We start from the raw sequence: 25,215 nt of genomic DNA, 5'->3' as shown, positions 1-25,215 counted from the left end.
CGACGATTGCGATTGGGGCTTGACTTCGAGCCTCTGGCGAGATGCTTCATCGGCCTTGAAAGGCCGGGCACAAGGAGCCCGTCCGATCCCTTCAAGCCCCAATCGCCGAGCTGGGCACGTCATCACCGCAGCTCCTGGGCTTGAGCTCGGACGGCCCGCTGCGCAACGCCCATGATGGGCGTTAGGTCGGTTCCACGATTCGCACTAGTGGTCTCGGCCTGGCAGCGGCCGCCGCGTGCGCTTTCCTGAGCTCCCGCGCCACCGCCTCCGGCTTGTCCCGCAACCGAGCCGGCAGCGTCTGCACGACGAGGATTCCCGCTGCGGCGTACCGGCTGTTCCGCGCGAGGGTTCTTTCGTAGTCGCGCACCCCGTAGTGGAACGCCTTCGAGTCGATCTCCCACGCGAGGCCCACGTCGTCGAACCACGCGTCCGGCCTGGCGATGATCAGTCCGTCGGAGTCCGCGATCGTCACGTTCCAGTGCGGCGTGGTCAGCCGGATCCGCCGGGAGAGACGACGGGCATCCCGCTCGGCCACCGATTCCGCCCGGCCCAGTTCCTTCAGGACCGTGCGAACGAGCTTCGTGCCGTAGCGGTTGGTGCGGGCCTCCGCAGCGAGGCTCTCAGGCGTGCAGCGGCCTCGTTGGATCGCCGCGGCCACCAGAGCCGTCGCGGCATCCGCGGAGCGGAGTTGGCGGCACGCGTCGACCACGGCTCGGGACGCGGACACCGCCGGGAAGCCGTCCACGTCAGCAAAAGGAGGCATCGGCGAGGCACGTTCGGTGATCAGGGCACCGGAGCCGACGGCGCGGCCTGGCACCAGGACGTGGATCTCGGTGCCAGAAGCGGGCAGGCCGTGCCTGCGGCAGGCTTCGGCGCCGGTCAGGACGGCGCCTGGGCCTGCGCGCAGCAAGGCGGCGGCGACCTGTTGGTCGCGCGTCGGCGGGCCGTTGTGCAGCAGCACCACGCCCGGGTGCATGCGCTGCCACGGCCCGCCGGGCTCGCAACGGCGCCAGGGGTTCGCGACCCCCAGCGATTTCAAGGTGGACGCGGTGATGACGCCCAGGTCGCTGCGTTCGCGCAGGTGTTCGATGAGCATGAAGCCCAGTGTGACGAACACCACCGACAATCAGCGGCGGGCGGCGTGCCTGGTCCGGTCGAGCAGCAGCAGGAGCACGCCCGCGATGCCGAGCAGTACGCCCATGAGCAGCAGCCAGCCGATGCTGGAGCCCGTGTTCGCGAGGCGGTTGTCCTCGTGGCGCGGAGGCGTCGTGACCGGTGGCTTGGTCGTGGTGACCGGATGAGTGGTCGTCGTGACCGGTGGGGTGGTAGTGGTCGAGGACGTCGAGGTCGGCGGCGTGGTCGTCGTCGTCGTCGTGGACGAAGACGTCGTCGAGGACGTTGTGTAGGACGTCGTGGAAGTGGTCGTGCTCGTGGTGGTGCTGGTCGTGGTGCACGGAGTCGTCGTGGTGGTGGACGTGCTCGTGGTCGTCGAGGTGTCGTCACCTCTGGGAACAGGAGCCTCGCGTCCTGGACGCTCTTTCGGGCACCACGCCTTGACGCACACGCGGTGGTCGCCGGAGGCCGAGGCCTCCGGACCCGCACCTTGCAGAGCGACGACGGTCAGCGCTGCAGCCGCTACGAGCACACCGATGTAGGCGATACGGGACATGCACCGATGGTTCGCCCACAAATGGAGCACCGCACGCGCAGTGGGTAGACGTCACCCACGCGTGCACCCGATATCCCTCGATCAGGTCCAGAAGACCGCGATGCCCACGTTGAGCACCACGAGAGACGCGGCGGTCGGCAGGAGCCAGGACGGGGCCTTGGGCTTGTTGACGTTGATCGCCACGACGGCGGCGATGGCCACGACGACCAGCAGCTTGACGCCGATCTTGATGTGGTCGTACTTCACCGAGTCGACCAGCGGGTCGATGCCGACCAGCGCGACACCCGTCAGCAACTGCAGAGCAGCGCCGTGCAGCCAGCCCTTGTTGACCGGCGCGTCCTTGCCCGCCCTGGCCTGCAACATGATCATCGCGACGAGCATGCCCATGCCCAGCAGGTGCAGGAACACCAGCAGCAGCCGTACGAACTCCACAGCGTTTCCTATCGACGTCGAGTGGCCAGGAAGCCGCGCACGCCCAGCACTCCGATGACGGTGCCGAACACGAGCGAGGCGATCACGAGCACCAGGTGCACCGTGAAGAAAGCGGTAGGTCCGTCGCTGAACGAACGCGGGTCGCTCCAGATGTTCTTCAGGAACGTGGGCCAGATCACCCACGACCAGACCCCGAAAGCCACCAGGAAGAGTGACATCGGGCGCGAGAGCTTCACGTTCACCAGTATCGGACGTGGTGCGTGCAAGCCGCTAAACGGGGGTGGATAGCCTGGGGGGCGTGCCCTTCACCAAACGGCTCATCGTCGCCCTGGTCCTAGCAACGGCCACAGCCGCGTTCGCCGCACCGACCGGCACCGCACAGCAGGCCGCCGGATCGGCTCAGTGCGCGAACCGCGAGACCCCGCCGCCCCCGGTGGACACGTCCGAGCAGCCGGCGCCCGGCGTGAAGGCCCCGCCCGCGCTCGAGGTGCCGGAGAAGCCGATCGGTGGCGATCGGCTGGGTGAGTGCGGCCTGATCCTGCCGCCGAACCAGGCGCAGCCCCCGAGCGGCATCACGGCCGCGTCGTGGCTGCTCGCGGACATGGACAGCGGCGCTGTCATCGCCGCGTACGACCCGCACGGCCGTCAGCGCCCCGCGAGCGTCATCAAGGTGCTGCTGGCGATGGTCGTCGCCAAGGAGCTGCGCGGCGACACCGTCGTCACCGCCTCCGCCGAGGACACGCAGCAGGAGTGCACCTGCGTCGGCCTCAAGGACGGCGGCCAGTACACGGTCCGCCAGCTGCTGCAGGGTCTGCTGCTGACGTCGGGCAACGACGTGGCGCACACGCTGGCCCGCCAGCTCGGCGGCGTCCCGAACGCGCTGCGCAAGATGAACGCCATGGCGAAGGAGCTCGGCGCCCTCGACACCCGCGCCCAGACCCCGTCCGGCCTCGACGCGCCCGGCACCAGCACGTCGGCCTACGACGTGGCCCTGATCTTCCGCGGCGCCATGAAGTACGACGAGTTCGCCCAGGCCGTCAAGCTCCCGCAGGCGCAGTTCCCGGGCCGCAACGGCGGCACGATCATGCTGACGAACGACAACCGCCTGCTGGCGAACTACGACGGTGCGCTCGGCGGCAAGACGGGCTTCACCGACGACGCACAGCACACCTACGTGGGCGCCGCCGAACGCAACGGCCGCCGCCTCGTCGTCGTGCTGCTGCGCGGCCAGCAAACGCCCACGCACATCACGAACCAGGCGGCCAAGCTCCTCGACTACGGCTTCGCGATGGGCCCCGGCGGCGTCGGCAAGCTCGTCGACGGCGCCCCGCAGCCCAAGCCGAACGTCGTCTCCACCCAGAGCAACGACACCAGCTCGGACGCGGCTGCCGACCCCGGCGACACGGGCCGCCCGACGCCCACCGCGTTCGGCACCGTCGGCCTGCCGATCACGGCCATCGCGGGCATCGGCCTGCTGGCCGCGATCTTCCTCTACATCCGCAACAAGCGGGCCAAGGCGGCCAGGGCACGCCGCCAGGCCGCGCAGGCGGCACAGGGCATCTGAGAGCTCGACGACGACGGCCCCAGCGCGCCCGCGCTGGGGCCGTTTCGCATCTGGAGGCGAGATGAGACCGGTTTTGCCCAGATACCAGCACATCCGTCCTCTCGCCGTGGTCCGCTGCCACACCCCGCACGACGTCGCGAACGCTCTCGCCCATGCGCGGGAGACAGGCGTTCACATCACCCCGCGCGGCGGCGGGCACTGCTTCGCCGGACGCAGCTCCACCACCGGGATCGTCCTCGACCTCAGCCCCGTGAACGACGTCTCGGTGCACGACGGTCTCGCCACCATCGGCGCCGGTGCCACGCTGGCCGAGGTGTACGCCGGGCTCGACCGGCACGGGTTGACCCTCCCGGCCGGTTGCGGCCCGACTGTCGGCATCGCAGGCCTCACCCTCGGCGGCGGGCTCGGGCTGCTCGGCCGCCGCTACGGCTTGACCTCGGACCGGCTGCGCGCGGCCCAGGTCGTGCTGCCCGACGGCCGGACGATCGACTGCTCGGACGACCAGGAGCCCGACCTGTTCTGGGCGTTGCGAGGCGCGGGTGGTGGCCAGTTCGGTGTCGTCACGAAGCTCACTTTCGAGCCGGTCCCGGCGGAGCCGACGACGAGGTTCCTGCTCACCTGGCCGCGCAGCCGGGCCGCGGAGATCCTCCGGAAATGGCAGGAGATCGCGCCCGACGCCCCGGACGAGCTCAGCGCGAACCTCAAGATCTCCGCGCGCGAGGTCACGCTGTTCGGAGCGGGCACGCCCGGCGACTTCCTCGACCTCGCACCCGCCACCGCCGACATCGGCACGATGCCGTACGTCGAGCTCAAGCAGTCCTTCGACGATCTCGGCGACCTGGCAGGAGAAGTGACCAGCAGGTCCCACTTCTTCCGCCGCCCGATCCCGGCCGCCGCCCTGCCCGACGCCCCCGGCCAGGAGCTGAACTTCACGCCGATGGGCGGCGCCTACAACCGGACACCGCCGGCGGCGACCGCATTCGTCCACCGTGCTGAACGGTTCCTGGTCGAGCACGCCGGCACCGATGCCGACTGGGTGCACCGCACGTGGACCGATCTCCACGAGCACTCGTCCGGCCGCGTCTACCCGAACTTCCCCGACCCGTTCCTGGACGACCCGCTCCCCGCCTACCACGGTGAGAACCTCCAGCGCCTCGGGGAGATCAAGAGGCACTACCACCCGGCCGGACTCCTTCGCTTCCCGCAGTCCCTCTGATCATCACGACGGTCAACGCCAGCACCGCGCTGATCAGCACCATCGACGTGACCACGGCGGCAGTCGTGCCGAACCGGAAGAACACCGCGCTCAGCAGGGCAACACCGACGGTCGCGCCGAGCTGTTGCACCGCGTTCAGCAGCCCGGACGCCCAGCCGGTCTCGTCCGGCGCCGCCACCGACAACGCGTTGCCGAAGAACGGCACGGTGAACATCCCGAGACCGATTCCGGTCACGAGCAACGGCACCGAGGTGAACGACAAGGCGATGCCGGCCAGTCCCACCAGCACGAGCACCAGGCCGGCCCGCATCACCCGCGGTCCGAACCGAGGCACGAGCACGGACCCCGTGACCCACGACCCGATCGCGAGTCCCACAGACCACGGCAGCAGCGTCAACGCGGCGCCGGCCGGCGTCCTGCCCTCCCGCAGCTGCAAGAAGAGCACCAGCACGAACACCAGCCCGTTCATCACCGCGAAGAACAACAGCGACCCGGCCAGCGACGCGGGAAACACCCGGCCACGCAACAGTCCACCGAGCTGAGGCCGGCCTGCGGCGCGGTCTTCGAGGATCAACGGAGCGGCCGCCAGCACGGCCAGACCGAGCGGCACGTTGACCAGGAACACCGACTGCCAGCCGAACGCCTCGGTCAGCAACCCGCCCAGAATCGGCCCGCACAACGCGGACAGCGCCATCACCGGCCCGATCGTGCCGAGCGCCTTGGCCACCTCGTTCCCGGCGAACATCGCACGGATCAGGCCGAACGTCTGCGGGATGATCAACGCTGCCGACGCACCTTGTACCGCACGCGCCGCGAGCAACACTGAAACGTGCGGCGCCCACGCGCACAACACCGAGCACAGCACGAAGACGAGCATCCCGATCACGAACACCCGGCGGCGCCCCAACACATCTCCGAGCCGGCCACCGGCGATCAGCAGCAGCCCGAACGGCAGCGTGTAGCCGTTGGTGAGCCACTGCAACGCGGTGTCGCTCATCGGAAGTGAGGCGCGGACCGCGGGCGCGGCGATCGGCATCACGGTGCTGTCGAACAGGTTCATCGCCTCGGCGAGCAGCAAGGCGGCGAGCGCCGGCCAACGCCAGCGGTAGGTATCTGTCATGTTCGCGAAGCTAGGTATTTGCGACCAGAACATCCGCAAATCCCGGCGACTCTGACGGATAATGCCGCCCATGACCCTCGACGATCTCGATCGAGCCGTCCTCCACGCGTTGCACATCGACGGCCGCGCCCACTTCAACCACGTCGCGGCGGTCCTCGGCACGTCACCGCAGACCGTCGCCCGGCGCTACCGCAAGCTCAAGGAGACCGGCGCGCTGCGAGTCGTCGGCATGATCGACGCGCGCAAGGTCGGCCAGGTCGAGTGGTTCCTGCGACTGGGCTGCACCCCGGACGCGGCGTTGAAGGTGGCCCAGGCGCTGGCGAAGCGGCCGGACACGTCGTGGGTGCAGCTCACCTCGGGCGGCACCGAGATCTCCTGCGTGATCCGAGCGGCCAACGCACCGGAAGCCCTGCTGCTGCAACAGCTTCCGAAGACCCCGAAGGTGGTGTCGGTGTCCGCGCACTGCCTGCTGCGGTCGTTCGTCGGCGGCCCGGTCGGCTGGGCGGGCCGCGCCGACGTGCTCACCGCGGCACAAACAGCCGAGCTCACACCGGCCTTCGAGCCCGCCGAGTCCGAAGTGGACGAACGCCTGGTGGCCGCGCTGCACCAGGACGGCCGGGCGACCTTCGCCGACCTGGCCGAAGCCACCGGCTGGTCCGAACCGACCGTGCGCCGCCGCGTCAACCACCTGCGTGCAGCGGGAATCCTCTACTTCGACGTCGACGTCGACCCGGTCGCACTCGGCTTCACGGCGATGGCGGTGCTGTGGATGTCGGTGCGGCCGAACCGCCTCACCACCGTCGCGGAATCCCTGGCACGCCAACCGGAAGTCGCGCTGGCGGCGATCACGACGGGTCCGGCGAACGTGCTCGCCAAGGTCGTCTGCCGCGACATCGACGCGCTCTACACCTACCTGACCGAACGGGTAGCGACGATCGACGGCATCGAGCGCATGGAGACCGCACCCGTCATTCACACGGTGAAACGGGCGGCCTAGTGGCGCGTCCCGGAAGGATGGCGAGGTAATCCACGCTCAGCAGGGCGCCTCGCGGCGCCGCCCCCGCGCCCGCAGCCAACCAGGATGAGAACGCGGGGGCGGCACCACGATGCACCCGTCTGACCGCGAATTCCCCCGGCAACCTTCCGGGCCACACCACTAGAACGCGAAAGCGCCGCGCTCCCAACGGGAACGCGGCGCCCTCAAAACCGAATCAGACGCGCTTGAACAGCAGCGCGCGCTTCACTTCCTGGATCGCCTTCGTGACCTGGATGCCACGCGGGCACGCGTCGGTGCAGTTGAACGTGGTCCGGCACCGCCACACGCCGTCGATGTCGTTGAGGATGTCGAGCCGCTCCTCAGCGCCCTCGTCACGCGAGTCGAAGATGAACCGGTGCGCGTTCACGATCGCGGCGGGGCCGAAGTACGAGCCCTCGCTCCAGTACACCGGGCACGACGTGGTGCAGCAGGCGCACAGGATGCACTTCGTGGTGTCGTCGAAGCGCTCGCGGTCGGCGACCGACTGGATCCGCTCGCGCGTCGGCTCGTTGCCGTACGTCACCAGGTACGGCTTGACGGCGCGGAACGCCTCGAAGAACGGCTCCATGTTGACGAGCAGGTCCTTGTTCACCGGCAGGCCCTTGATGGGCTCGATGGTGATCGTGGTCTGCTTCGAACCCTTCTCCAGCAGGTCCTTCAGCAGCACCTTGCACGCCAGGCGGTTCACGCCGTTGATGCGCATGGCGTCCGAGCCGCAGATGCCGTGCGCACACGAGCGGCGGAACGTCAGCGTGCCGTCCACGTACCACTTGATGTAGTGGAGCAGGTTCAGCACGCGGTCCGACGGCAGGGCCGGGATGTCGAACGAGTCCCAGCGCGGTTCGTCGTCGAACTCGGGGTTGTACCGGCGGATCTTGACGGTGACTGTGACGGCGCCGTCCGGAACCGGCGGCTGGGAGCCGCGCGAGCCAGCAGAGGTTTCAGCGGTGGCGGTCATCAGTACTTGCGCTCCATCGGCTTGTACCGGGTAAAGGTGACGGGCTTGTAGTCCATCCGGATCTCCGCGGCCAGACCGTCGCCCTGCTTGTAGAACATGCTGTGGCGCATGAAGTTCGTGTCGTCGCGGTTCGGGTAGTCCTCGCGCGCGTGACCGCCGCGGGACTCCTTGCGCGCCAACGCGCCGTGCACGAGGACCTCGGCCAGCTCCAGCAGGAAGCCGAGCTCGACGGCCTCCAGCAGGTCCGTGTTGAAGCGCTTGCCCTTGTCCTGCACCTGGATGTGCGCGTAGCGCTCCTTCAGGGCCTGGACGTCGTGCAGCGCCTGCTTCAGCGTGTCCTCGGTGCGGTACACGGACGCGTTGGCGTCCATGGTGGCCTGGAGCTCGGTGCGGATGTCCGCGACGCGCTCCTGGCCGTGCTCCGACAGCACCAGAGCGACCTGGGCCTCGACGGCAGCCGCCGGGTTCTCCGGCAGGTCGACGTGGGCGTCACGCGACAGCGCGTACTCCGCGGCGGCGATACCGGCGCGGCGGCCGAACACGTTGATGTCCAGCAGCGAGTTGGTGCCGAGGCGGTTCGCGCCGTGCACCGAGACGCACGCGCACTCACCGGCGGCGTACAGGCCCGGCACGACGTTGTCGTTGTCCCGCAGCACTTCGCCGTGGATGTTCGTCGGGATGCCGCCCATCGCGTAGTGCGCGGTCGGGTACACCGGGACGGGCTCGACGACCGGGTCGACCGCCAGGTACGTGCGGGCGAACTCGGTGATGTCCGGCAGCTTGGTCTCGAGGACCTCGGCGCCGAGGTGCGTGCAGTCGAGCAGCACGTAGTCCTTGTTCGGGCCGGCGCCACGGCCTTCCAGCACCTCGAGGGCCATCGAGCGGGCCACGATGTCGCGCGGCGCCAGGTCCTTGATGGTCGGGGCGTAGCGCTCCATGAACCGCTCGCCCGAGGCGTTGCGCAGGATCGCGCCCTCACCGCGGGCACCCTCGGTCAGCAGGATGCCGAGACCCGCGAGGCCGGTCGGGTGGAACTGGTAGAACTCCATGTCCTCCAGCGGCAGGCCCTTGCGGAAGACGATGCCCATGCCGTCACCGGTCAGCGTGTGGGCGTTCGACGTGGTCTTGAAGACCTTGCCGAAACCACCGGTCGCGAACACGACGGACTTGGCCTGGAAGACGTGGATCTCGCCGGTCGCGAGCTCGTAGGCGACGGCGCCGGTGCAGACCGGGCCGTTCTCCGTCTCGGTCAGGCAGATGTCGAGCACGTAGAACTCGTTGAAGAACTCGATGCCGTGCTTGACGCAGTTCTGGTACAGCGTCTGGAGAATCATGTGACCGGTGCGGTCAGCGGCGTAGCAGGCGCGGCGCACGGCGGCTTCACCGTGGTTGCGCGTGTGGCCGCCGAACCGGCGCTGGTCGATCTTGCCCTCGGGCGTGCGGTTGAACGGCAGGCCCATCTTCTCCAGGTCGAGAACGGCGTCGATCGCCTCCTTCGCCATGATCTCGGCGGCGTCCTGGTCGACCAGGTAGTCGCCGCCCTTGATCGTGTCGAAGGTGTGCCACTCCCAGTTGTCCTCCTCGACGTTGGCCAGCGCGGCGCACATGCCGCCCTGGGCCGCGCCGGTGTGCGAACGCGTGGGGTAGAGCTTGGTGAGCACCGCGGTGCGGGCGCGCTGGCCGGACTCGATCGCCGCGCGCATTCCGGCACCACCAGCGCCGATGATGACTACGTCGTACTTGTGGAACTGCATTGTGGTGGGCTCCCCGCGCGGATCAGTTCGAGATGTTCGGGTCGAAGGTGAAGATCACGAACGTGCCGAGCGAGACGATCAGCACCATCGAGACGTAGAGCAGCATCTTCAACCAGAACCGGGTGGAGTCCTTGCGGGCGTAGTCGTTGATGACCGTGCGCACGCCGTTGCCGCCGTGGATCTGCGCGAGCCAGAGCATCGCGAGGTCCCAGAACTGCCAGAACGGAGACGCCCAGCGACCGGCGACGAAGCCGAAGTTGATCTTGTGCACGCCGCCGTCGAGGATGTTCATGATGAACAGGTGGCCCAGGACCAGGACCACGAGCAGCAGGCCGGACAGACGCATGAACAGCCAGCTGTAGAGCTCGCCGTTGCTGCGACGGGCCGCGGGGCGGCGCGGCTGGCGGGGCTTGTCGAGTGCGAGAGACATGGTCAGTGACCCCCAACCAGGTCGGAGATCGTCCGCTCCATCATGAAGTAGAAGCCGGGGATCATCACGACGATCCAGATGGCCAGCACCGTCCAGAGCATGACCCGCTGGTACTTGGCGCCCTTCTCCCAGAAGTCGACCAGCATGACCCGGATGCCGTTGAGCGCGTGGTAGAGCACCGCGCCCACGAGGCCGACCTCGAAGAGGTTGACGACCGGGTTCTTGTAGGTCTCGATCACCGAGTCATAGGCGTTCGGCGACACGCGCACGAGCGCGGTGTCCAGAACGTGGGTGAAGAGGAAGAAGAACGTGAGGACACCGGTGATCCGGTGGGCGACCCAGGACCACATGCCCAGATCACCGCGGTAGAGCGTCCCACCCCCTCGGGTGGTGCCCGACCGCTCGGGTGCGCCTGCGCTGGTCATGCGCCGAGGCCTCCAACGTCAGTGGTGGTGGTCGGTGACAGTGCCTTCCGACCATGACCCGGAAATGCTAGTCCCGCACGTCGGAGGTGACCCAGCAGGCGCACCCGCTGTGTGACTGATGAGACACGCTGTCGATCGCCCAAGCGGTCTTGATCGATCCTGAAATGCGGTCCACGCCACAAAAAGGACGGCGGCCTGGACCTCCGCCTTGGTCCGGGCCGCCGTCAGTGGCAAGGGCACTTGCCACCCTCTACACGACGGAAGGCCCGCGACCGGTTCAACTCCGGCGCGAAGAAATTTCGTCGAATGCCGAATCCCAGGTCAGCGGCAGTCGAGTTCGTGAAATCCACGAGTCAGCGTCGCGGCAGCGACTTGACCGATGCTGGAGCGCATGGGGAGGGAACTGCCGCGGGGCGGACCGGTCGCGGGGATGTCGTCGGCGCTGGAGCGCTGGGCACAACGCGCGGAACTGGGCCGTTTGGACGACGATCAAGGCGGAGAAGCGGTTGAAGAGGACGTTTCGCCACGCGCCGAACACGATTGATCACCACTCGTACGGCCAAAGCGTCGAATGCGTAACCGATAGGGGTCTTTGTAGGTGCTGGCCGCAACGAGGTTGGTTACTAAGAGGTACGGTGCGCCGTCTAGAACCCAACAACGTCGTTGGGGAGGAACCTCAGGGAGGAGACGAGCCGTGCGTCGTCGTATGCGTGGTGTCGCGGTCGCCGCGATCGCGTTGACCAGCGTGATGACTATGGCCGCCTGCGCGAAGGACTCGGGTGGCGGTAGCAACAACTCGAACACCGGCAGTGGTGCCGCTTGCGAGTTCGCCACGCCTCCCACCGCCCCGGCCACCTCGAACACCAGCTCCGCCGCCGGTGACAAGGTCGACGGCAGCGCGCTGAAGGTCGGTCTGGCCTACGACATCGGTGGCCGTGGCGACGCGTCGTTCAACGACTCCGCCGCCGCCGGGCTCGACAAGGCCCTCACCGACATGGGCATCAAGAAGGAGAACACGCGCGAGCTCTCCGCCGCCCCGAACGAGGACGAGGCCGCCAAGCAGACCCGTCTGCGCCAGCTCGCGTCCGAGGGCTTCAACCCGATCATCGGTGTCGGCTTCGCCTACGCCGAGTCGATGAAGCTCGTCGCCGCGGAGTTCCCGAACGTCAAGTTCGCGCTGGTCGACTCGGCGGTCGAGGGCGCGACCAACGTCACGCCGCTGCTGTTCGCCGAGCAGGAGGGCTCCTACCTGGCCGGCGTCATCGCCGCGTACCAGAGCAAGAAGTGCCACGTGGGCTTCGTCGGCGGCGTCGAGATCCCGCTGATCCAGAAGTTCGAGGCCGGCTACTTCCAGGGTGCCAAGGCCGCCGCGCCGAAGATCCAGATCGAGAAGAAGTACATCACCCCCGCCGGTGACTTCACCGGTTTCCAGGACGCCCCGAAGGGCCAGGAAGCCGCGAAGGGCCAGATCGACAAGGGTGCCGACGTCATCTACCAGGCCGCTGGCGCGTCCGGTAAGGGCATCTTCTCGGCCGCCAAGCAGGGTGGCGTGCTGGCGATCGGCGTCGACTCCGACCAGTACAACCAGGCGACCGTCGCCGACACCAAGGACGTCATCGTGTCGTCCATGCTCAAGCGCGTCGACGTCGCGGTCTACGACTACATCCGGGCCGTCGCCAAGAACGACCTCGCGTCGCTGCCGAAGGTCTTCGACCTGAAGGTGAACGGTGTCGGTTACGCCACGTCGGGTGGCAAGATCGACGCGAAGCTGCAGGGCATCCTCGAGGGCTACAAGGCCCAGATCATCGAGGGCAAGATCAAGGTCGCGGACAAGCCGTAGTCCGAAAGCTGTACGCACACCGGGCCCTGTGAGGAAATGCCCCTCACAGGGCCTGGTGCGTCGTAGGAGGAGCACTCGACGATGAGCAGTTCCACGTCCGTACGGACGGACGATCCCCCCGCAGTGGTGCTCACCGGCATCACCAAGCGATTCCCCGGTGTGGTCGCCAACAGCGACGTCCACCTGACCGTCCGCCGCGGCGAGGTACATGCCCTGTGCGGTGAGAACGGCGCGGGCAAGTCCACCCTGATGAAGATCCTGTACGGCATGCAGGCGCCGGACGAGGGCACCATCGAGGTGAACGGCGAGCAGGTGCGGTTCCGCACCCCGTCGGACGCCATCAAGGCCGGCATCGGCATGGTGCACCAGCACTTCATGCTCGCCGACAACCTGACCGTCCAGGAGAACGTCGTCCTGGGCGCGGAGGCGTTGCACGGCATCGGCCAGAAGGCCCGCAAGCGCATCATCGAGCTGTCCGGCAAGACCGGGCTCAACGTCGACCCCGGTGTGCTGGTCGAGCAGCTCGGCGTCGCGGACCGCCAGCGCGTCGAGATCCTCAAGGTGCTCTACCGCGGCGCCAAGGTGATCATCCTGGACGAGCCGACCGCCGTGCTCGTGCCGCAGGAGGTCAACGAGCTCTTCGACACCGTCCGCGGCATGCAGGAGCAGGGCTACACGTTCCTGTTCATCTCGCACAAGCTCGACGAGGTCCGCGCGATCGCGGACTCGGTCACGGTGATCCGCCGCGGTACGACCGTCGGCAGCGCGGACCCGAAGACGGTGTCGTCGCGCCAGCTCGCCGAGATGATGGTCGGCAGCGAGCTGCCCAGCCCGGAGACCCGCGAGTCCACCGTCACCGACACGGTCGTGCTGGACGTCAAGGGCCTTCGGTTGCTCACGTCCGACGGCTCGCGGCCGATCCTCGACGACGTCGACCTGGTGGTCCGGTCCGGCGAGGTCGTCGGCATCGCCGGTGTCGAGGGCAACGGCCAGACCGAGCTGGTCGAGACGATCATGGGTATGCGCAAGGCCGGCAGCGGCACGATCACGTTGCAGGACAACGACCTCACCAAGCTGGGCACGCTCGCCCGGCGCGAGGCGGGCATCGGCTACATCCCGGAGGACCGCCACCGGCACGGCCTGCTGCTCACGCAACCTCTTTGGTACAACCGGATTCTCGGCTACCAGACGCGCAGGCCGACGTCCAAGGGCATCTGGCTCGACACCGACGGCGCGAAGAAGGACACCGAGCGGATCGTCACCGAGTTCGACGTCCGCACGCCCGGCATCGATGTGCCTGCGGCCGCACTGTCCGGTGGCAACCAGCAGAAACTCGTTGTCGGACGGGAACTCTCCGGCGACCCGGTGCTGCTCATCGCGTCCCACCCGACCCGAGGCGTCGACGTCGGCGCGCAGGCGTTGATCTGGGACGAGATCAAGCGCGCCCGTGCCGCCGGTCTCGCCGTGCTGCTGATCTCCGCCGACCTGGACGAGCTGATCGGCCTCTCGGACACGATCAAGGTCATGCTGCGCGGCCGCCTGGTGGCCGACGCCGACCCGAGCACAGTCACGCCCGAGGACCTCGGCAGTGCGATGACGGGCGCGGGCAGCACGAGCGCAGCGGTCCAGGAGACCGCTGTCGTTGAGGAAGGCGAGAACTGATGGGACACCTGCGCGGCAAACTCCTGCCGCCCGCGTTGGCGATCGTCTTCTCGATGCTGCTCTGCGGTGTGGCGCTCGTGATCTCGGGCGCGAACCCGTTCAGCGCGTTCGGTGTGATGGTGACGCAGGTCGGCAAGGGCACGACGCTCGTCGACATCATCAACTCGACGGGCATCTACTACATCGCGGCGCTCGCGGTGGCGATCGGGTTCCAGATGAACCTGTTCAACATCGGTGTCGAGGGCCAGTACCGCGTCGCGGCCGTCGTCGCCGCGGTGGTCGGCGGCTCGATCGCGCTGCCGCCGGGCATCCACACGCTGGTGATCATCATCGTCGGCGCCCTGGCCGGTGCCGCCTGGGCCGCGATTCCCGCGATCCTCAAGGTGACCAGGGGCGTCAACGAGGTCATCTCGACGATCATGATGAACGGCCTCGCGATGGGCTTCTCCGCCTACCTGATCCGCGACGACATCTTCGGAGAGCTGCGGGGCAACAACATCCGCACGCCGGAGATCCCGTCGAGCGGCTGGATGCCCGGCATCTCGTTCGGTGGCGGCGGCACGATGTTCGGCTTCCTGTTCGTGGCCATCGCGCTGGGCGTCGGTTACTGGATCATGATGAACCGCACCAGGTTCGGCTTCGAGCTGCGCGCGTCCGGCGAGTCCTCGACCGCCGCGTCCGCTGGTGGCGTCAACGCCAAGAAGATGGTGCTGGTGTCGATGCTGCTCTCCGGCGCCATCGCGGGTCTGATCGGCCTGCCGGAGATGCTCGGCCGCGACCACACGTTCAGCCTGAACTTCACCGCGGGAATCGGCTTCTCGGGCATCGCGATCGCGCTGCTCGGCCGCAACCACCCCGGTGGCATCGCGTTCGGCGCGCTGCTGTGGGCGTTCCTCGACAAGTCGGGTCTCGCGCTCGACAACGTCGGTGTGCCAAGGGAGATCGTCACCATCATGCAGGGCTCGATCGTCCTGTCGGTCGTCGTCGCGTACGAGGTGGTGCGCCGCGTCGAGCTCGCCGCGGAACAGCGTCGCGTCGGCCGTGAGCTCGGAACTGTCGGAGGTGCCGCGTGATCACGACGATGGAGGAGAAGCCCCACATCCCGGCGGCACCTCGCAAGCGCAAGCTCCCGGGCTGGGCGATCGGCGTGCTCTGGATGTCGGGCGCGATCGTGCTGCTCTCGGTCACCTCGTACCAGACCGGGTTCCTGCAGCTGACGTCTTCCGGCACCACGCAGACCGCGGTCCGGCTCGCGCTGCCGATCCTGCTGGCGGGTCTCGGCGGTCTGTGGTCCGAACGTGCCGGCGTGGTCAACATCGGCCTTGAGGGCATGATGGTCATGGGCACCTGGGGTGCGGCGTGGGCCGGTTACCACTGGGGTCCGTGGGCCGCACTCGTCGCGGCCGTTGTGTTCGGCGCGCTCGGTGGCCTGCTGCACGCGATCGCCACGGTGTCGTTCGGCGTCAACCACATCGTGTCCGGTGTGGCGATCAACCTGCTCGGCGCCGGTCTGACGAAGTACCTGTCGACGCTGGTGTTCTTCCCGGTGTCGCACAACCCCCGTCAGTCGCCGCCGATCCAGCCGTTCGACACGTACTCGGCCGCCGGTTTCGCGGACTGGCTGGGTGAGCTGGAGCAGGGGCAGCGGCTGATCATCTCGGACGTCGCGGGCATCCTGCGCGGCCTGGTCACCGGTGTCTCGCCGCTGACGATGCTGACGATCCTGCTCGTGCCGCTGTCGTACTACCTGTTGTGGCGCACCCGGTTCGGCCTGCGCCTGCGCTCGGTCGGCGAGAACCCGCACGCCGCGGACTCGTTGGGCGTGAAGGTGTACTTCCACAAGTACGTGGCTGTGATCGTGTCCGGTGGTCTCGCCGGCCTCGGTGGTGCTGCTCTGGTGCTGAACCCCGGTCAGCTGTCCTATTTGGAGGGTCAGACCGGTGGCCGCGGCTTCATCGGCCTCGCCGCCATGATCTTCGGCAACTGGCGTCCTGGCGGGTTGCTGGGCGGTGCGGCGCTGTTCGGTTACGCCGACGGCCTGCAGCTGCGTTCTGGTGGCGAAACGGTGCTGGCGCTCGTTTACGGTGTCGTGCTGCTGCTCGGCGTGATCGTGGTGTACCAGCTGATCAAGCGGAAGTGGTTCTCGGCGGCGGCGGCGATCGTGGTGGCCGTGCTGCTCTACCTGCTGTACATCAGCCTCGACGAGATCCCGGGCGAGTTCGTGTCCTACGCCCCGCACATGGTGACGCTGGCCGTGCTGGCCGTGGCGTCGCAGCGGTTGCGGATGCCGGCCGCCGACGGTCTGGTCTACCGCCGTGGCTGAGATCGACTGGGACCTGCTCCGGGCACGGGCGGTGGAGGCGGCGTCGTTCGCCCACTGCCCGTACTCGGGGTTGCAGGTCGGTTCCGCTGCTCTTTGTGACGACGGCCGGATCGTGACCGGCTGCAACGTCGAGAACGCCTCTTACGGCGTCGGGCTTTGCGCCGAGTGCACGATGGCGGGCCAGTTGCAGCTGACCGGTGGCGGCCGGTTCGTCGCGGTGGCCTGCCGTTCCGGCTCCGGCGAACTGCTGATGCCGTGTGGCCGTTGCCGCCAGGTGCTTTACGAACTCGGTGGGCGCTCGCTGATGGTGGACACGCCACGCGGGCCGCTGCCGATGACCGAGGTGCTGCCGGACGCGTTCGGACCGGAGGATCTGCCGTGAGCTTCTCTGCCGTGGATGTCATTCGCGCCAAGCGCGACGGTCTGGTGCTGTCGGATGCTCAGATCGACTGGGTCATCGACGCCTACACGCGTGGTGACGTGGCGGACGAGCAGATGTCCGCGCTGGCGATGGCGATCTTCTTCAACGGGATGTCTTCTTCGGAAACTGCCCGCTGGACGCAGGCGATGATCTCGTCGGGCGAGCGGTTGTCGTTGCACGTTGATCGCCCGACCGTGGACAAGCACTCGACCGGTGGCGTCGGCGACAAGATCACGCTGCCGCTGGCGCCGCTGGTCGCCGCTTGTGGTGCTGCCGTTCCGCAGCTGTCCGGGCGCGGGCTCGGGCACACCGGTGGGACGCTGGACAAGCTGGAGTCGATTCCCGGCTGGCGTGCGGCACTGTCCACTTCGGAGATCCTGTCGCAGCTGTCCTCGGTTGGCGCGGTGGTTTGTGCTGCTACCGAAGGGCTTGCTCCGGCTGACCGGAAGCTCTACGCGTTGCGGGACGTCACCGGCACGGTCGAGGCGATTCCGCTGATCGCGTCCTCGATCATGTCGAAGAAGATCGCGGAGGGCGCGGAGTCGCTGGTTCTCGACGTGAAGGTCGGTTCAGGTGCCTTCATGAAGGATCTCGGCTCTGCCCGCGCTCTCGCTGAGGCGCTGGTGGCCATCGGTGTCGAGCACGGAGTCCGGATCTCGGCTCTGCTGACCGACATGTCGGTGCCACTGGGTCGTGCTGTCGGCAACGCGGTCGAGGTGGCCGAGTCCGTCGAGGTTCTGCGCGGTGGCGGGCCTGCTGACGTCGTCGAGCTGACCGTGGCCCTGGCTGCGGAGATGCTGTCGCTGGCCGGGATTTCCGCTGACCCCGCTGCCGTGCTGGCTTCCGGTGAGGCTTACGAGACGTGGGCCCGGATGATCCGGGCTCAGGGTGGCGATCCTTCTGCGCCGCTTCCGGTTGCGTCGCACAAGCACGTGGTGGTCGCACCTGCCTCCGGCGTCCTGTCCACTTTGGACGCTTACGGCGTCGGCGTTGCCGCGTGGCGTCTCGGTGCCGGTCGGGCGCGCAAGGAGGACCCGGTGCAGGCCGGGGCCGGTGTGCTCTGCCTGGCCAAGCCCGGCGACTCCGTCGTCGCCGGCCAGCCGTTGCTGGAGCTCCACACCGACACCCCGGACGCGGTTTCCGGTGCCCTGCAGGCGTTGGAAGGCGCCTACACGGTCTCGGACTCCGTTGCGGAGCGATCTCCGCTGGTGATCGACACCATCCGCGGCTAGCCGACGAGCGTGCCCGCCAGCGGTGCGCGGTCCTGCTTCCACAGCACGCACAGGACTTCCTGACGGCCAGGAGTGGCGGCGTCGTTGTACGCCTTCCACTCCTGCTCCGTCGGCACCAGCCCGGTGAAGCCGAGCGTCTGGTTGTTCTGCGGCAACGCCTTGAACTGCTCGGTGCAGTACTTGGTGGTGAAGTCGGCGAGCCACTTCGTGCCGGGGTAGGCGGTGTCCTTCGGCTTGTCCCACAACGGCGTCGCGGCGGAGAACTGCTGGATGCTGTGCGGTTTGTCGCACGGCACGCTGCCCGGCACCGGCGACCCCTGCGTCAGGAAGTCCTTGGCGCACTCGGTGCCGGTGAGGTTCCAGCCCGGCACGTCCCCACCGCGCCCGAACGTCGCAATCCTGCGCGATGGCAGCGGCGCGCCAATCGGTAGCTGCGCCGCTTCGGTCCACTGGTCGGAGTTCTGCTCCTGGCTGCTGGCGGGTGCACTGTTGTTGGTGGTCGTGTTCTTCGGCTTGAACGCTTGGTATCCGGCGAACGCGGCGCCTGCCAGGATGGCGACTCCGAGTGCTGCCGCGGCGATCTTGACGGCCGTGTTCTTCTTGCGCCGCACCGGAACCGGTGCGTGGCCCTGGACGACCGCGGTGAGCACGGCTTTCGCTTGGGGCGCGGTCATTCGCCTGTTCGGGTCGAGCGTCAGCAGGCCCCGGATCACCTCGGCCAGTGCGGGTGAGGCCCTGTGCAGCACCGGCGGTTCGTTCATGATGGCGTGCAACGTGCTCGCGGTGGACGTGCGTTCGAACGGGCTGATGCCTTCTACGGCGTGGGCGATCGTGACGCCCAGAGCCCACAGGTCCGAGGCCGGGGACGCTTCCCAGCCGCTCAGGCGGTCCGGCGACATGTACGCCGGGGACCCGACGATGCCGCCGTTGGTGGTCAGCCTCGGGTCGTCGACGGCTTGGGCGATGCCGAAGTCGGTGAGCTTCACGACGCCGTCCGGGCGGACCATGATGTTGCTGGGCTTGACGTCCCGGTGCACGACGCCGGCCTGATGGGCGGCTTCCAGGGCGTTCAGCGTCTGCAGCGCGATGTTCGCCATCCACACCGAGTCGCGCGGCCCGTGTCGTTGGACGATGGTGGCGAGGTCTTGGGCGTCGATCAGCTCCATCGCGAGGTAGGTGCGGCCGTTCTCCCGCACCACGTCGTAAACCGTGACTACTGCGGGGTGGTTCAGCCTGCCGGCGGTGCGGGCTTCTCGGAGCATGCGCTCTTCGAGGACCTGGCGTTCCTGGCCGGAGATGCCGTGCGGTGGGTGCAGCTCTTTGAGTGCTACTGCCCGGTTGAGGAGCTGGTCCTGGGCGCGCCACACGACGCCCATCGCGCCGCGGCCCAGCTCGGCGAGGAGTGCGTAGCGGTTGGCGATTAGTCGCGGTTGCTGCACGGACTATCCCTTCTGGACGCCCCAGATTTCGGCGAGCTTAGCGAGGGTGTGTGAGCGCTCTCGCATCTGGGCACGTCGGTGAGGGGGTGAACGGTTCAGCGTTGTGCGCGCTTCACCGGGACATCCAGTTCAGGGACGAGGTCGCGGACCAGGTCGTCGCCCCACACGCAGAGCGTCTGCTCCCAGGGGTGACCGAAGGTGCCCTGCGACATGTCCTCGGTGAGGAAGATGTGGTAGTCACCGTCGGGAAACGGCGAGAACGGGGAGTCCAACCACTCGTTCGGGCCGCCGAGAAGGTGTGGCCGGAACCGGTAGGCCGGGTGCTGCCAATCCAGGGCAAGCAGCGCCGTCTCCTCGGGGTAGACCCGCAGGAACGACTCCAGGACGACCTCGTCGACCGTCAGCGATTTCCGCACCCACTGGTCCGACTGGAAGATGCCCGCCAGGTCGAGGGTGACCGATCCCTGCGGTTCTGTGATCGTCGGCCAGTCCTTCGGGTAGATGCTCGGCTTGAAGTGGAACCGTTCGTAGAACGCGTCCCACACCCGCCTGTAGTCGACCTCGGTCCACGCCTCGCTGCGCACACACCAAGCGTAGAACGGCCCCGGAGCGGGAGGCTCCGGGGCCGTTCTCGTAGCAGGCGTTCGGGCGATCAGGCGCCCTCGGCCGCCAGGTCGTCGTCGTCCATGTCCTTGCCGCCGTTGACCGGCTTGGCACCGTTCTTGCGGGTGCGGCGCTGCGGGCGGGGGAGGGCGGTGGGCGGCGGGGGAGGCGTCGGGGAGCCGCCGCCGAGGATGAGCTCGGCGAAGGTGGCCATGGCCTCGTCCAGCTGGCCGCCGATGCGCAGTTCGGATTCCTGGTTCGACTTGCGGACCAGGGACTGCAGGGCGTCGGTGTCCGGGCGGGCGCCTACGGTCTCGGCGACCTTGGTGAGGCTGGCGTCGACCGAGCCTCCGAGCTCGGTGAGGCGGGTGGCGAAGTCGTCCTCGACCTTGTCCAGGCGGTCGGTCATCGTGTCGAGCTTCGAGGTGACCTGCTCGAGGCGGCCGGCGAGGGCCTCCAGGCGGTCGGCCGCGTCGACCTGGTCGCGGGACTGCTCGATCGCCGCGTACAGGGCGGTGCGGGCCTCGTCCAGCTTGCCGTTGACGACGGTCTGGGTGTCCGCGACGGCCGTGGCCAGCTCGGCGCGGGTCTCGGCGAGGGAGGTCGCCAGAGCGTCGCGGGTCTCGGCCACGGTGCCGGCCAGCTGGCCGCGGGTCTCCGCCACGGCGCCGGTCAGCTCGGTGCGGGTCTCGGCCAGTGCGCCGGACAGCTGGTTGTGGCGCTCGGAGGCGGCGGAGATCAGCTTCTCGCGGCTGTCCGTGATCGCGCCGGCCAGCTCCCCACGGCTGTCGGCGATCGCGGAGATCAGCTCGGCGCGCGCGGCGGCCAGCGAGTCGCGGGACTCGTCGGCGCGGCCGTGCAGGCCCGAGAACGAGTCGGCGAGGATCTTCTGCAGGGCCTCGCGGGTGCCGTCGAGGTGCTCGTGCACGCCCTCGTCCACCTCGTCGAGGCGGCCGCGCAGTGCGGCTTCGAGGGCCTCGATGCGCTCGCGCAGCGGGTTGGTGACGGCGCCGGGGATCGAGTCGACCTTGCCGTCCTGCTTGTCCAGGTGGCCGTCGAGGTCGTCGATGCGCTTGTGGATGCTCGCGAGCTTGTCCTCAAGGCCGTCCATGCGGCCCGCGACACCTTCGAAGCGGCCGGCGACGCCGTCGAGGCGGCCGTCCAACTGGGCGAAGGGCTTGGCGAGCTTGTCAACCAGGGCGTCGACCGCGCGACCGATGTCGGCGACGGCGTTGTCCTGGGCCTCCAGCTTGGCGAGGGCTTCGTCCAGCCGCTCCGCGAGAACGCTGACCTCGGTGCGGTCCGGCAGCTCCGACAGGCGCTTGCGGACCGAACCCAGCGACTCCAGAGGCGACATTCGGGCGTGGATCTCGTCCAGCGCGTCGAAGATCTGCTGCTGCTCGCTCTCACGAATCTCCGCGGCGCGCGTGAGCATGTTGCGCATCCGATCGAAGGACATCGTGGAGTTGTTGTTCTCTGTCACGGCTGAGTGCCTTCGTCCAGGGGAGGGGGAGACCACGGGAGCCTATCCGCGTCACGGGACGTGTCTGTACCACCCCCGCCAGAAAACGGCCGGGTGCGGACGGGCGACTGACCCGGTCAGGCTACCTGGTTACGCTGAATGCCAAGTTACCGGCCGGATGCGGCCGATTGCGACCGGTGATGTTCCTACCTTGGGGTGACTCAAGCCTCGCGGTGGTAGCAGAAAGTTGTGATCACGGATCGGCAACATCCGTGAGCCAGCAAATGATCATACCGGCAGCAAGATCATTTTGGCCACGCTGAAACGGCGTGTCGCCTGAAGTAACGTGTAGCAATGTCCACGCCGCTTTCCTTGGAGACCATCCGCAGCGCGCCGAAGGTGCTGCTGCACGACCACCTCGACGGTGGCCTCCGCCCGCAGACGGTGATCGAACTCGCCGATGCCTCCGGCTACCAGGGCCTGCCCACCACAGACGCGGGCGTGCTCGGCGGCTGGTTCCGCGACAACGCCAACTCCGGCTCCCTCGTGCGATATCTCGAAGGTTTTGCCCATACGTGCGGTGTCATGCAGGACGAGGCCGCTCTCGTCCGCGTCGCCGCCGAGGCCGTCGAAGACCTCGCCGCGGACGGCGTCGTCTACGCCGAGGTCCGCTACGCGCCCGAGCTGTTCGTGGAGAAGGGCCTCTCGCTGGAGCAGATCGTCGAGGCCGTGCAGGAGGGCTTCCGTGTCGGCTCGGCGCGAGTGGCCGCCACGGGCCGCAAGATCCGCATCGGCACCCTGCTCTGCGCCATGCGCCAGAACGAGGGCTGGCTGCGCATCGCCGAGCTCGCCGTCCGCTACCGCGACCTCGGCGTCGTCGGCTTCGACATCGCGGGCCCCGAGGCCGGTTTCCCTCCCACCAGGGGCCTCGACACGTTCGAGTACCTGCGCCAGCAGAACGCGCACTTCACCATCCACGCCGGTGAGGCGTTCGGCCTGCCGTCCATCTGGGAGGCGATCCAGCACTGCGGCGCCGAACGCCTCGGCCACGGCGTGCGCATCGTCGACGACATCAAGGTCTCCGGCGACGGCACCGTCCAGCTGGGACGCCTGGCCGCGTACGTGCGCGACCGCCGCATCCCGCTGGAGATGTGCCCGACCTCGAACCTGCAGACCGGTGCCGCCACAACCATCGCGGACCACCCGATCGGCCTGCTCGCCAAGCTGCGGTTCCGCGTCACCGTCAACACCGACAACCGCCTGATGAGCGACTGCACCTTGTCGAGCGAGTTCGCCGCGCTGGTCGAGACGTTCGGCTACGGCTGGGCCGACCTGCAGTGGTTCACGATCAACGCCATGAAGTCGTCGTTCATCGGGTTCGACGAGCGGCTCGCGATCATCAACGAGCTGGTCAAGCCGGGTTACGCGGCCCTCACCGCGTAGCCCAGGCGCTCTCGTCGATCGGGCTCCGCTCACGCAGCGGCTCCCACCACGCGCGATTCGCCGCGTACCAGCGGATGGTGTCCCGGACACCGGCCTCGAAGCCGATCTCCGGGCGCCATCCGAACTCGCGGCCGATCCGGGTGGAGTCCAGCAGGTAGCGCCGGTCGTGTCCGGGCCGGTCGGCGACGATCGACTTGCGCGACTGCGGCAGCCCCAGCTCGTTCAGCACCAGGTCCGCGATCTGGTCCACGCTCGCCTCGACGCCCGTGCCCACGTGGTACGTCCGGCCGATCTCGCCGTCGCGCAACACCGCGTCGATCGCACGGCAGTGGTCCAGCACGTGGATCCACTCGCGGCGGTTGTCGCGCGCCGCGTAGATGGGCAGTTGCTCGCCGTCCAATGCGCGGGTCGTGAACAGCGGCAGCACGTTCTCCGGGAACTGCCGAGGCCCGTAGTTGTTGGCGCAGTTGGTGATCGTCACGGGCAGCTCGAACGTCTCGAAGTACGAGCGCACGGCGTGGTCGGCGCCCGCCTTGGACGCGTTGTAGGGCGTGCGCGGGCGATACGGCGACTCCTCGTGGAACGCCTCCACCGCGTCCAGTGCGAGATCTCCGTAGACCTCGCACGTCGAAACGTGGTGAAACCGCTGCACACCCGCTCGGCGGCAAGACTCCAGCAACGCTTGTGTGCCAACGACATTGGTGCGGAAGAACCGGCCGGGATCCAGCACGGCGAGGCTGTTGTGCGACTCGGCCGCGAAGTTCACGACGACGTCCACGCCCTCCACCTCGGCCTCGGCGATGTCCGCGTGCACGAACGGGACATGAGCCGGCAGGTTCGTGCGCGTGCCGCGGTATGTCAGCGCGTCGAGCGCGATGACCTCGTCCGACGGGTGTTCGCGCAGCCAGTAGCGGGTGAAGTGCGAGCCGATGAACCCGGCCGCACCGGTGACGAGCACGCGCATGAGTCAGTCCTCCGCTGAACGGATCGGTGCTACCCCAGGGGGTTCCGCGCCTGGCCAGCCGCGGAACTCGACTTCCAGCTGGAACCGGTGGCCCAGGTAGTGGTGCTCGGACAACGCGATCGGCTGCTCCGAAGCGTCCAACGCGATGCGGCGCACCAGCAACACGGGCGTGCCGACGGCCACACCGAGCAACGGACCGACATCACCCGCGGCCACGGCGGCGATGCTCTGGCGCACCACGGCGATCTGGTTTCCGTTGCGCCGCAAGGTCTCCCACGTGCCGGGCGACTCCGCGTCGGCACGGCTGACCGGCGCCGCCAACGCCAGCGGCACCCACTCGGTCACGACGTCCAAAGGCGAGGCATCGGTACTCCGCAACGACCGCACGCGCAGCATCTCGCCCGCACCCAAAATGAGCGCGACGCTCGAAGGTGCAGGTAGATAGCCGTACTCGAGGACGGTCCGCACCAGCGAGACACCGGCGTCCACCACAGCGGACCGCGCGTGCTGGAACGTGCCCAAAGCGAGCGGCTGCGCGAACGACGCCACGTACCAACCCGCGCCCTTCCGCGACGCCAGCAGGCCTTCTTCGCGCAGTTGCTCCAACGCGCGGCGCACGGTCACGCGGCTGACCTCGTAGCGGCGGCCGAGCTCGGCCTCGCTCTCGAGAGCTCCAGCCGGGCCGTAGTCGCCGAGCGTGATCCGGGAACGCAGCTCGGTGGCGAGGCGTTGCGACCGGGTGCCTGTCATAAACCTGTATCATACAGATGTCGCGACCGGATGGAGTTCCGGAACGCGTTGACCGGTCAACGACAGCTGGTCGACAGGTATCGCTGGCACGCTGGGAATGCCGACGCCACAACGGTTTCAGCCCCAGAAAGAGTGGTCCAATGCGCCTGATCGCCACCGGCCTCGCGGTGCTCGCCGCGGCATCGTTCGCCCTGCCCGCGAACGCTGCCGAGGGCAACGCCGCGTTCTTCAGCGGTGCCAACCAGTCCGGCACGAAGTCGCCTGTCGACCTCGCGAACTCCGAGTGCGTGAACACCGCGCCCGTCAGGTCCGGGGTCAACATCTCGTCCGCCGACATCGACGTCTTCTACAGCGCCGACTGCTCAGGCAGCAGCTACTACGTCCTCGGCAGCCTCCACCAGGGCACCTTCCCGTTCCCCGCGCTGAGCTACCGCGTCCGCTAGCCGCAAACGATGAAGGGAACCTTCATCCA

The 25,215-nt window shown here is 68.2% G+C and carries 25 protein-coding genes; 11 read left to right on the top strand and 14 right to left on the bottom strand.

The features are described 5' to 3' along the window. Window positions 1-181 precede the first annotated feature (181 nt). The 4 genes from UK23_RS20500 to UK23_RS20485 form a co-directional block, all read right to left on the bottom strand. Window positions 182-1,096, bottom strand: coding sequence for a hypothetical protein (locus UK23_RS20500; protein ID WP_045313194.1), 915 nt, complete (start codon window positions 1,094-1,096; stop codon window positions 182-184). A 30-nt stretch (window positions 1,097-1,126) separates the two neighbouring features. Continuing rightward, window positions 1,127-1,669 carry an LPXTG cell wall anchor domain-containing protein gene (locus UK23_RS51745; RefSeq protein ID WP_052684849.1) on the bottom strand — a complete coding sequence of 181 codons (543 nt, stop codon included), beginning with the start codon at window positions 1,667-1,669 and terminating at the stop codon, window positions 1,127-1,129. Window positions 1,670-1,750: 81 nt separating this feature from the next. Then, the gene (locus tag UK23_RS20490; protein WP_045313187.1) at window positions 1,751-2,101 is read right to left on the bottom strand and encodes a hypothetical protein; all 351 of its coding nucleotides are present in this window, start codon (window positions 2,099-2,101) and stop codon (window positions 1,751-1,753) included. Between the two features lie 8 nt (window positions 2,102-2,109). Continuing rightward, window positions 2,110-2,337, bottom strand: coding sequence for an SCO4848 family membrane protein (locus UK23_RS20485; protein ID WP_045313192.1), 228 nt, complete (start codon window positions 2,335-2,337; stop codon window positions 2,110-2,112). A gap of 62 nt (window positions 2,338-2,399) precedes the next feature. Here UK23_RS20485 and UK23_RS20480 point away from each other — a divergent pair, with 62 nt between their 5' ends. Further along, window positions 2,400-3,665: a D-alanyl-D-alanine carboxypeptidase family protein gene (locus UK23_RS20480; protein WP_052684847.1), complete on the top strand. Its 1,266-nt coding sequence runs from the start codon at window positions 2,400-2,402 to the stop codon at window positions 3,663-3,665. A gap of 61 nt (window positions 3,666-3,726) precedes the next feature. Next, the gene (locus tag UK23_RS20475) at window positions 3,727-4,881 is read left to right on the top strand and encodes an FAD-binding oxidoreductase (protein WP_045313186.1); all 1,155 of its coding nucleotides are present in this window, start codon (window positions 3,727-3,729) and stop codon (window positions 4,879-4,881) included. Here UK23_RS20475 and UK23_RS20470 read toward each other — a convergent pair. Beyond that, on the bottom strand, window positions 4,829-6,001 hold the full coding sequence (locus tag UK23_RS20470; protein ID WP_045313185.1) for an MFS transporter: 1,173 nt from the start codon (window positions 5,999-6,001) through the stop codon (window positions 4,829-4,831). The genes UK23_RS20475 and UK23_RS20470 overlap by 53 nt on opposite strands. A 70-nt stretch (window positions 6,002-6,071) precedes the next feature. Here UK23_RS20470 and UK23_RS20465 point away from each other — a divergent pair, with 70 nt between their 5' ends. Beyond that, on the top strand, window positions 6,072-6,998 hold the full coding sequence (locus UK23_RS20465; RefSeq protein WP_045313184.1) for an Lrp/AsnC family transcriptional regulator: 927 nt from the start codon (window positions 6,072-6,074) through the stop codon (window positions 6,996-6,998). A 214-nt stretch (window positions 6,999-7,212) separates the two neighbouring features. On the opposite strand, the gene UK23_RS20460 is transcribed toward UK23_RS20465, so the two are convergent. From UK23_RS20460 to sdhC, 4 genes are read right to left on the bottom strand one after another with little or no spacing between them, the layout of a single operon-like run. After that, a complete protein-coding gene (locus UK23_RS20460; RefSeq protein WP_045313183.1) occupies window positions 7,213-7,995 on the bottom strand; it encodes a succinate dehydrogenase iron-sulfur subunit in 783 nt (260 codons plus the stop codon). Beyond that, window positions 7,995-9,749 carry a succinate dehydrogenase flavoprotein subunit gene (sdhA, locus tag UK23_RS20455; protein WP_045313182.1) on the bottom strand — a complete coding sequence of 585 codons (1,755 nt, stop codon included), beginning with the start codon at window positions 9,747-9,749 and terminating at the stop codon, window positions 7,995-7,997. Before sdhA ends, UK23_RS20460 begins: the two co-directional genes overlap by 1 nt. Before the next feature lie 22 nt (window positions 9,750-9,771). Beyond that, entirely contained in the window at window positions 9,772-10,179 is a 408-nt protein-coding gene (locus tag UK23_RS20450) for a succinate dehydrogenase hydrophobic membrane anchor subunit (protein WP_045313181.1), read from the bottom strand. A 2-nt stretch (window positions 10,180-10,181) separates the two neighbouring features. After that, entirely contained in the window at window positions 10,182-10,604 is a 423-nt protein-coding gene (gene sdhC, locus UK23_RS20445; RefSeq protein ID WP_045313180.1) for a succinate dehydrogenase, cytochrome b556 subunit, read from the bottom strand. Window positions 10,605-11,310: 706 nt separating this feature from the next. Here sdhC and UK23_RS20440 point away from each other — a divergent pair. From UK23_RS20440 to UK23_RS20415, 6 genes are all read left to right on the top strand, one after another. Then, a complete protein-coding gene (locus UK23_RS20440; protein WP_045313179.1) occupies window positions 11,311-12,444 on the top strand; it encodes a BMP family lipoprotein in 1,134 nt (377 codons plus the stop codon). Between the two features lie 81 nt (window positions 12,445-12,525). After that, complete coding sequence (locus UK23_RS20435; RefSeq protein WP_045313178.1) at window positions 12,526-14,106, top strand: ABC transporter ATP-binding protein; 1,581 nt, start codon at window positions 12,526-12,528, stop codon at window positions 14,104-14,106. Further along, on the top strand, window positions 14,106-15,179 hold the full coding sequence (locus UK23_RS20430) for an ABC transporter permease (RefSeq protein WP_045313177.1): 1,074 nt from the start codon (window positions 14,106-14,108) through the stop codon (window positions 15,177-15,179). The genes UK23_RS20435 and UK23_RS20430 overlap by 1 nt, the downstream gene beginning before the upstream one ends. 8 nt (window positions 15,180-15,187) lie before the next feature. Further along, window positions 15,188-16,429 carry an ABC transporter permease gene (locus tag UK23_RS20425; protein WP_045313190.1) on the top strand — a complete coding sequence of 414 codons (1,242 nt, stop codon included), beginning with the start codon at window positions 15,188-15,190 and terminating at the stop codon, window positions 16,427-16,429. Next, on the top strand, window positions 16,422-16,811 hold the full coding sequence (locus UK23_RS20420; protein WP_045313176.1) for a cytidine deaminase: 390 nt from the start codon (window positions 16,422-16,424) through the stop codon (window positions 16,809-16,811). The genes UK23_RS20425 and UK23_RS20420 overlap by 8 nt, the downstream gene beginning before the upstream one ends. After that, window positions 16,808-18,082: a thymidine phosphorylase gene (locus tag UK23_RS20415; RefSeq protein WP_045313175.1), complete on the top strand. Its 1,275-nt coding sequence runs from the start codon at window positions 16,808-16,810 to the stop codon at window positions 18,080-18,082. Before UK23_RS20420 ends, UK23_RS20415 begins: the two co-directional genes overlap by 4 nt. Here the strand turns inward: UK23_RS20415 and UK23_RS20410 are convergent. From UK23_RS20410 to UK23_RS20400, 3 genes are all read right to left on the bottom strand, one after another. Continuing rightward, on the bottom strand, window positions 18,079-19,521 hold the full coding sequence (locus UK23_RS20410; RefSeq protein ID WP_045313174.1) for a serine/threonine-protein kinase: 1,443 nt from the start codon (window positions 19,519-19,521) through the stop codon (window positions 18,079-18,081). The two genes, UK23_RS20415 and UK23_RS20410, sit on opposite strands and share 4 nt — an antisense overlap. A gap of 95 nt (window positions 19,522-19,616) precedes the next feature. Next, the gene (locus UK23_RS20405; RefSeq protein ID WP_045313173.1) at window positions 19,617-20,105 is read right to left on the bottom strand and encodes a DUF2716 domain-containing protein; all 489 of its coding nucleotides are present in this window, start codon (window positions 20,103-20,105) and stop codon (window positions 19,617-19,619) included. A gap of 68 nt (window positions 20,106-20,173) precedes the next feature. Further along, complete coding sequence (locus UK23_RS20400) at window positions 20,174-21,583, bottom strand: hypothetical protein (protein WP_196777798.1); 1,410 nt, start codon at window positions 21,581-21,583, stop codon at window positions 20,174-20,176. A 357-nt stretch (window positions 21,584-21,940) separates the two neighbouring features. On the opposite strand from UK23_RS20400, the gene UK23_RS20395 reads away from it, so the two are divergent. Further along, window positions 21,941-23,029 carry an adenosine deaminase gene (locus UK23_RS20395; protein WP_045313171.1) on the top strand — a complete coding sequence of 363 codons (1,089 nt, stop codon included), beginning with the start codon at window positions 21,941-21,943 and terminating at the stop codon, window positions 23,027-23,029. Here the strand turns inward: UK23_RS20395 and UK23_RS20390 are convergent. Both UK23_RS20390 and UK23_RS48805 read right to left on the bottom strand, forming a co-directional pair. Further along, complete coding sequence (locus UK23_RS20390; RefSeq protein ID WP_045313170.1) at window positions 23,019-23,993, bottom strand: dTDP-glucose 4,6-dehydratase; 975 nt, start codon at window positions 23,991-23,993, stop codon at window positions 23,019-23,021. The genes UK23_RS20395 and UK23_RS20390 overlap by 11 nt on opposite strands. A 3-nt stretch (window positions 23,994-23,996) precedes the next feature. Further along, window positions 23,997-24,743, bottom strand: a complete 747-nt coding sequence (locus UK23_RS48805; protein WP_052684843.1) for a GntR family transcriptional regulator — start codon at window positions 24,741-24,743, stop codon at window positions 23,997-23,999. Window positions 24,744-24,883: 140 nt separating this feature from the next. Between UK23_RS48805 and UK23_RS20380 the strand changes: the two genes are divergently transcribed. Then, window positions 24,884-25,186, top strand: a complete 303-nt coding sequence (locus tag UK23_RS20380) for a hypothetical protein (protein ID WP_052684841.1) — start codon at window positions 24,884-24,886, stop codon at window positions 25,184-25,186. Window positions 25,187-25,215: the final 29 nt, after the last annotated feature.

Source organism: Lentzea aerocolonigenes (genome assembly GCF_000955955.1).
GTDB classification, from domain to species: domain Bacteria; phylum Actinomycetota; class Actinomycetes; order Mycobacteriales; family Pseudonocardiaceae; genus Lentzea; species Lentzea aerocolonigenes_A.
Note: the sequence above shows the minus strand (reverse complement) of the source record. Positions and strands in the feature narration are given on the sequence as shown.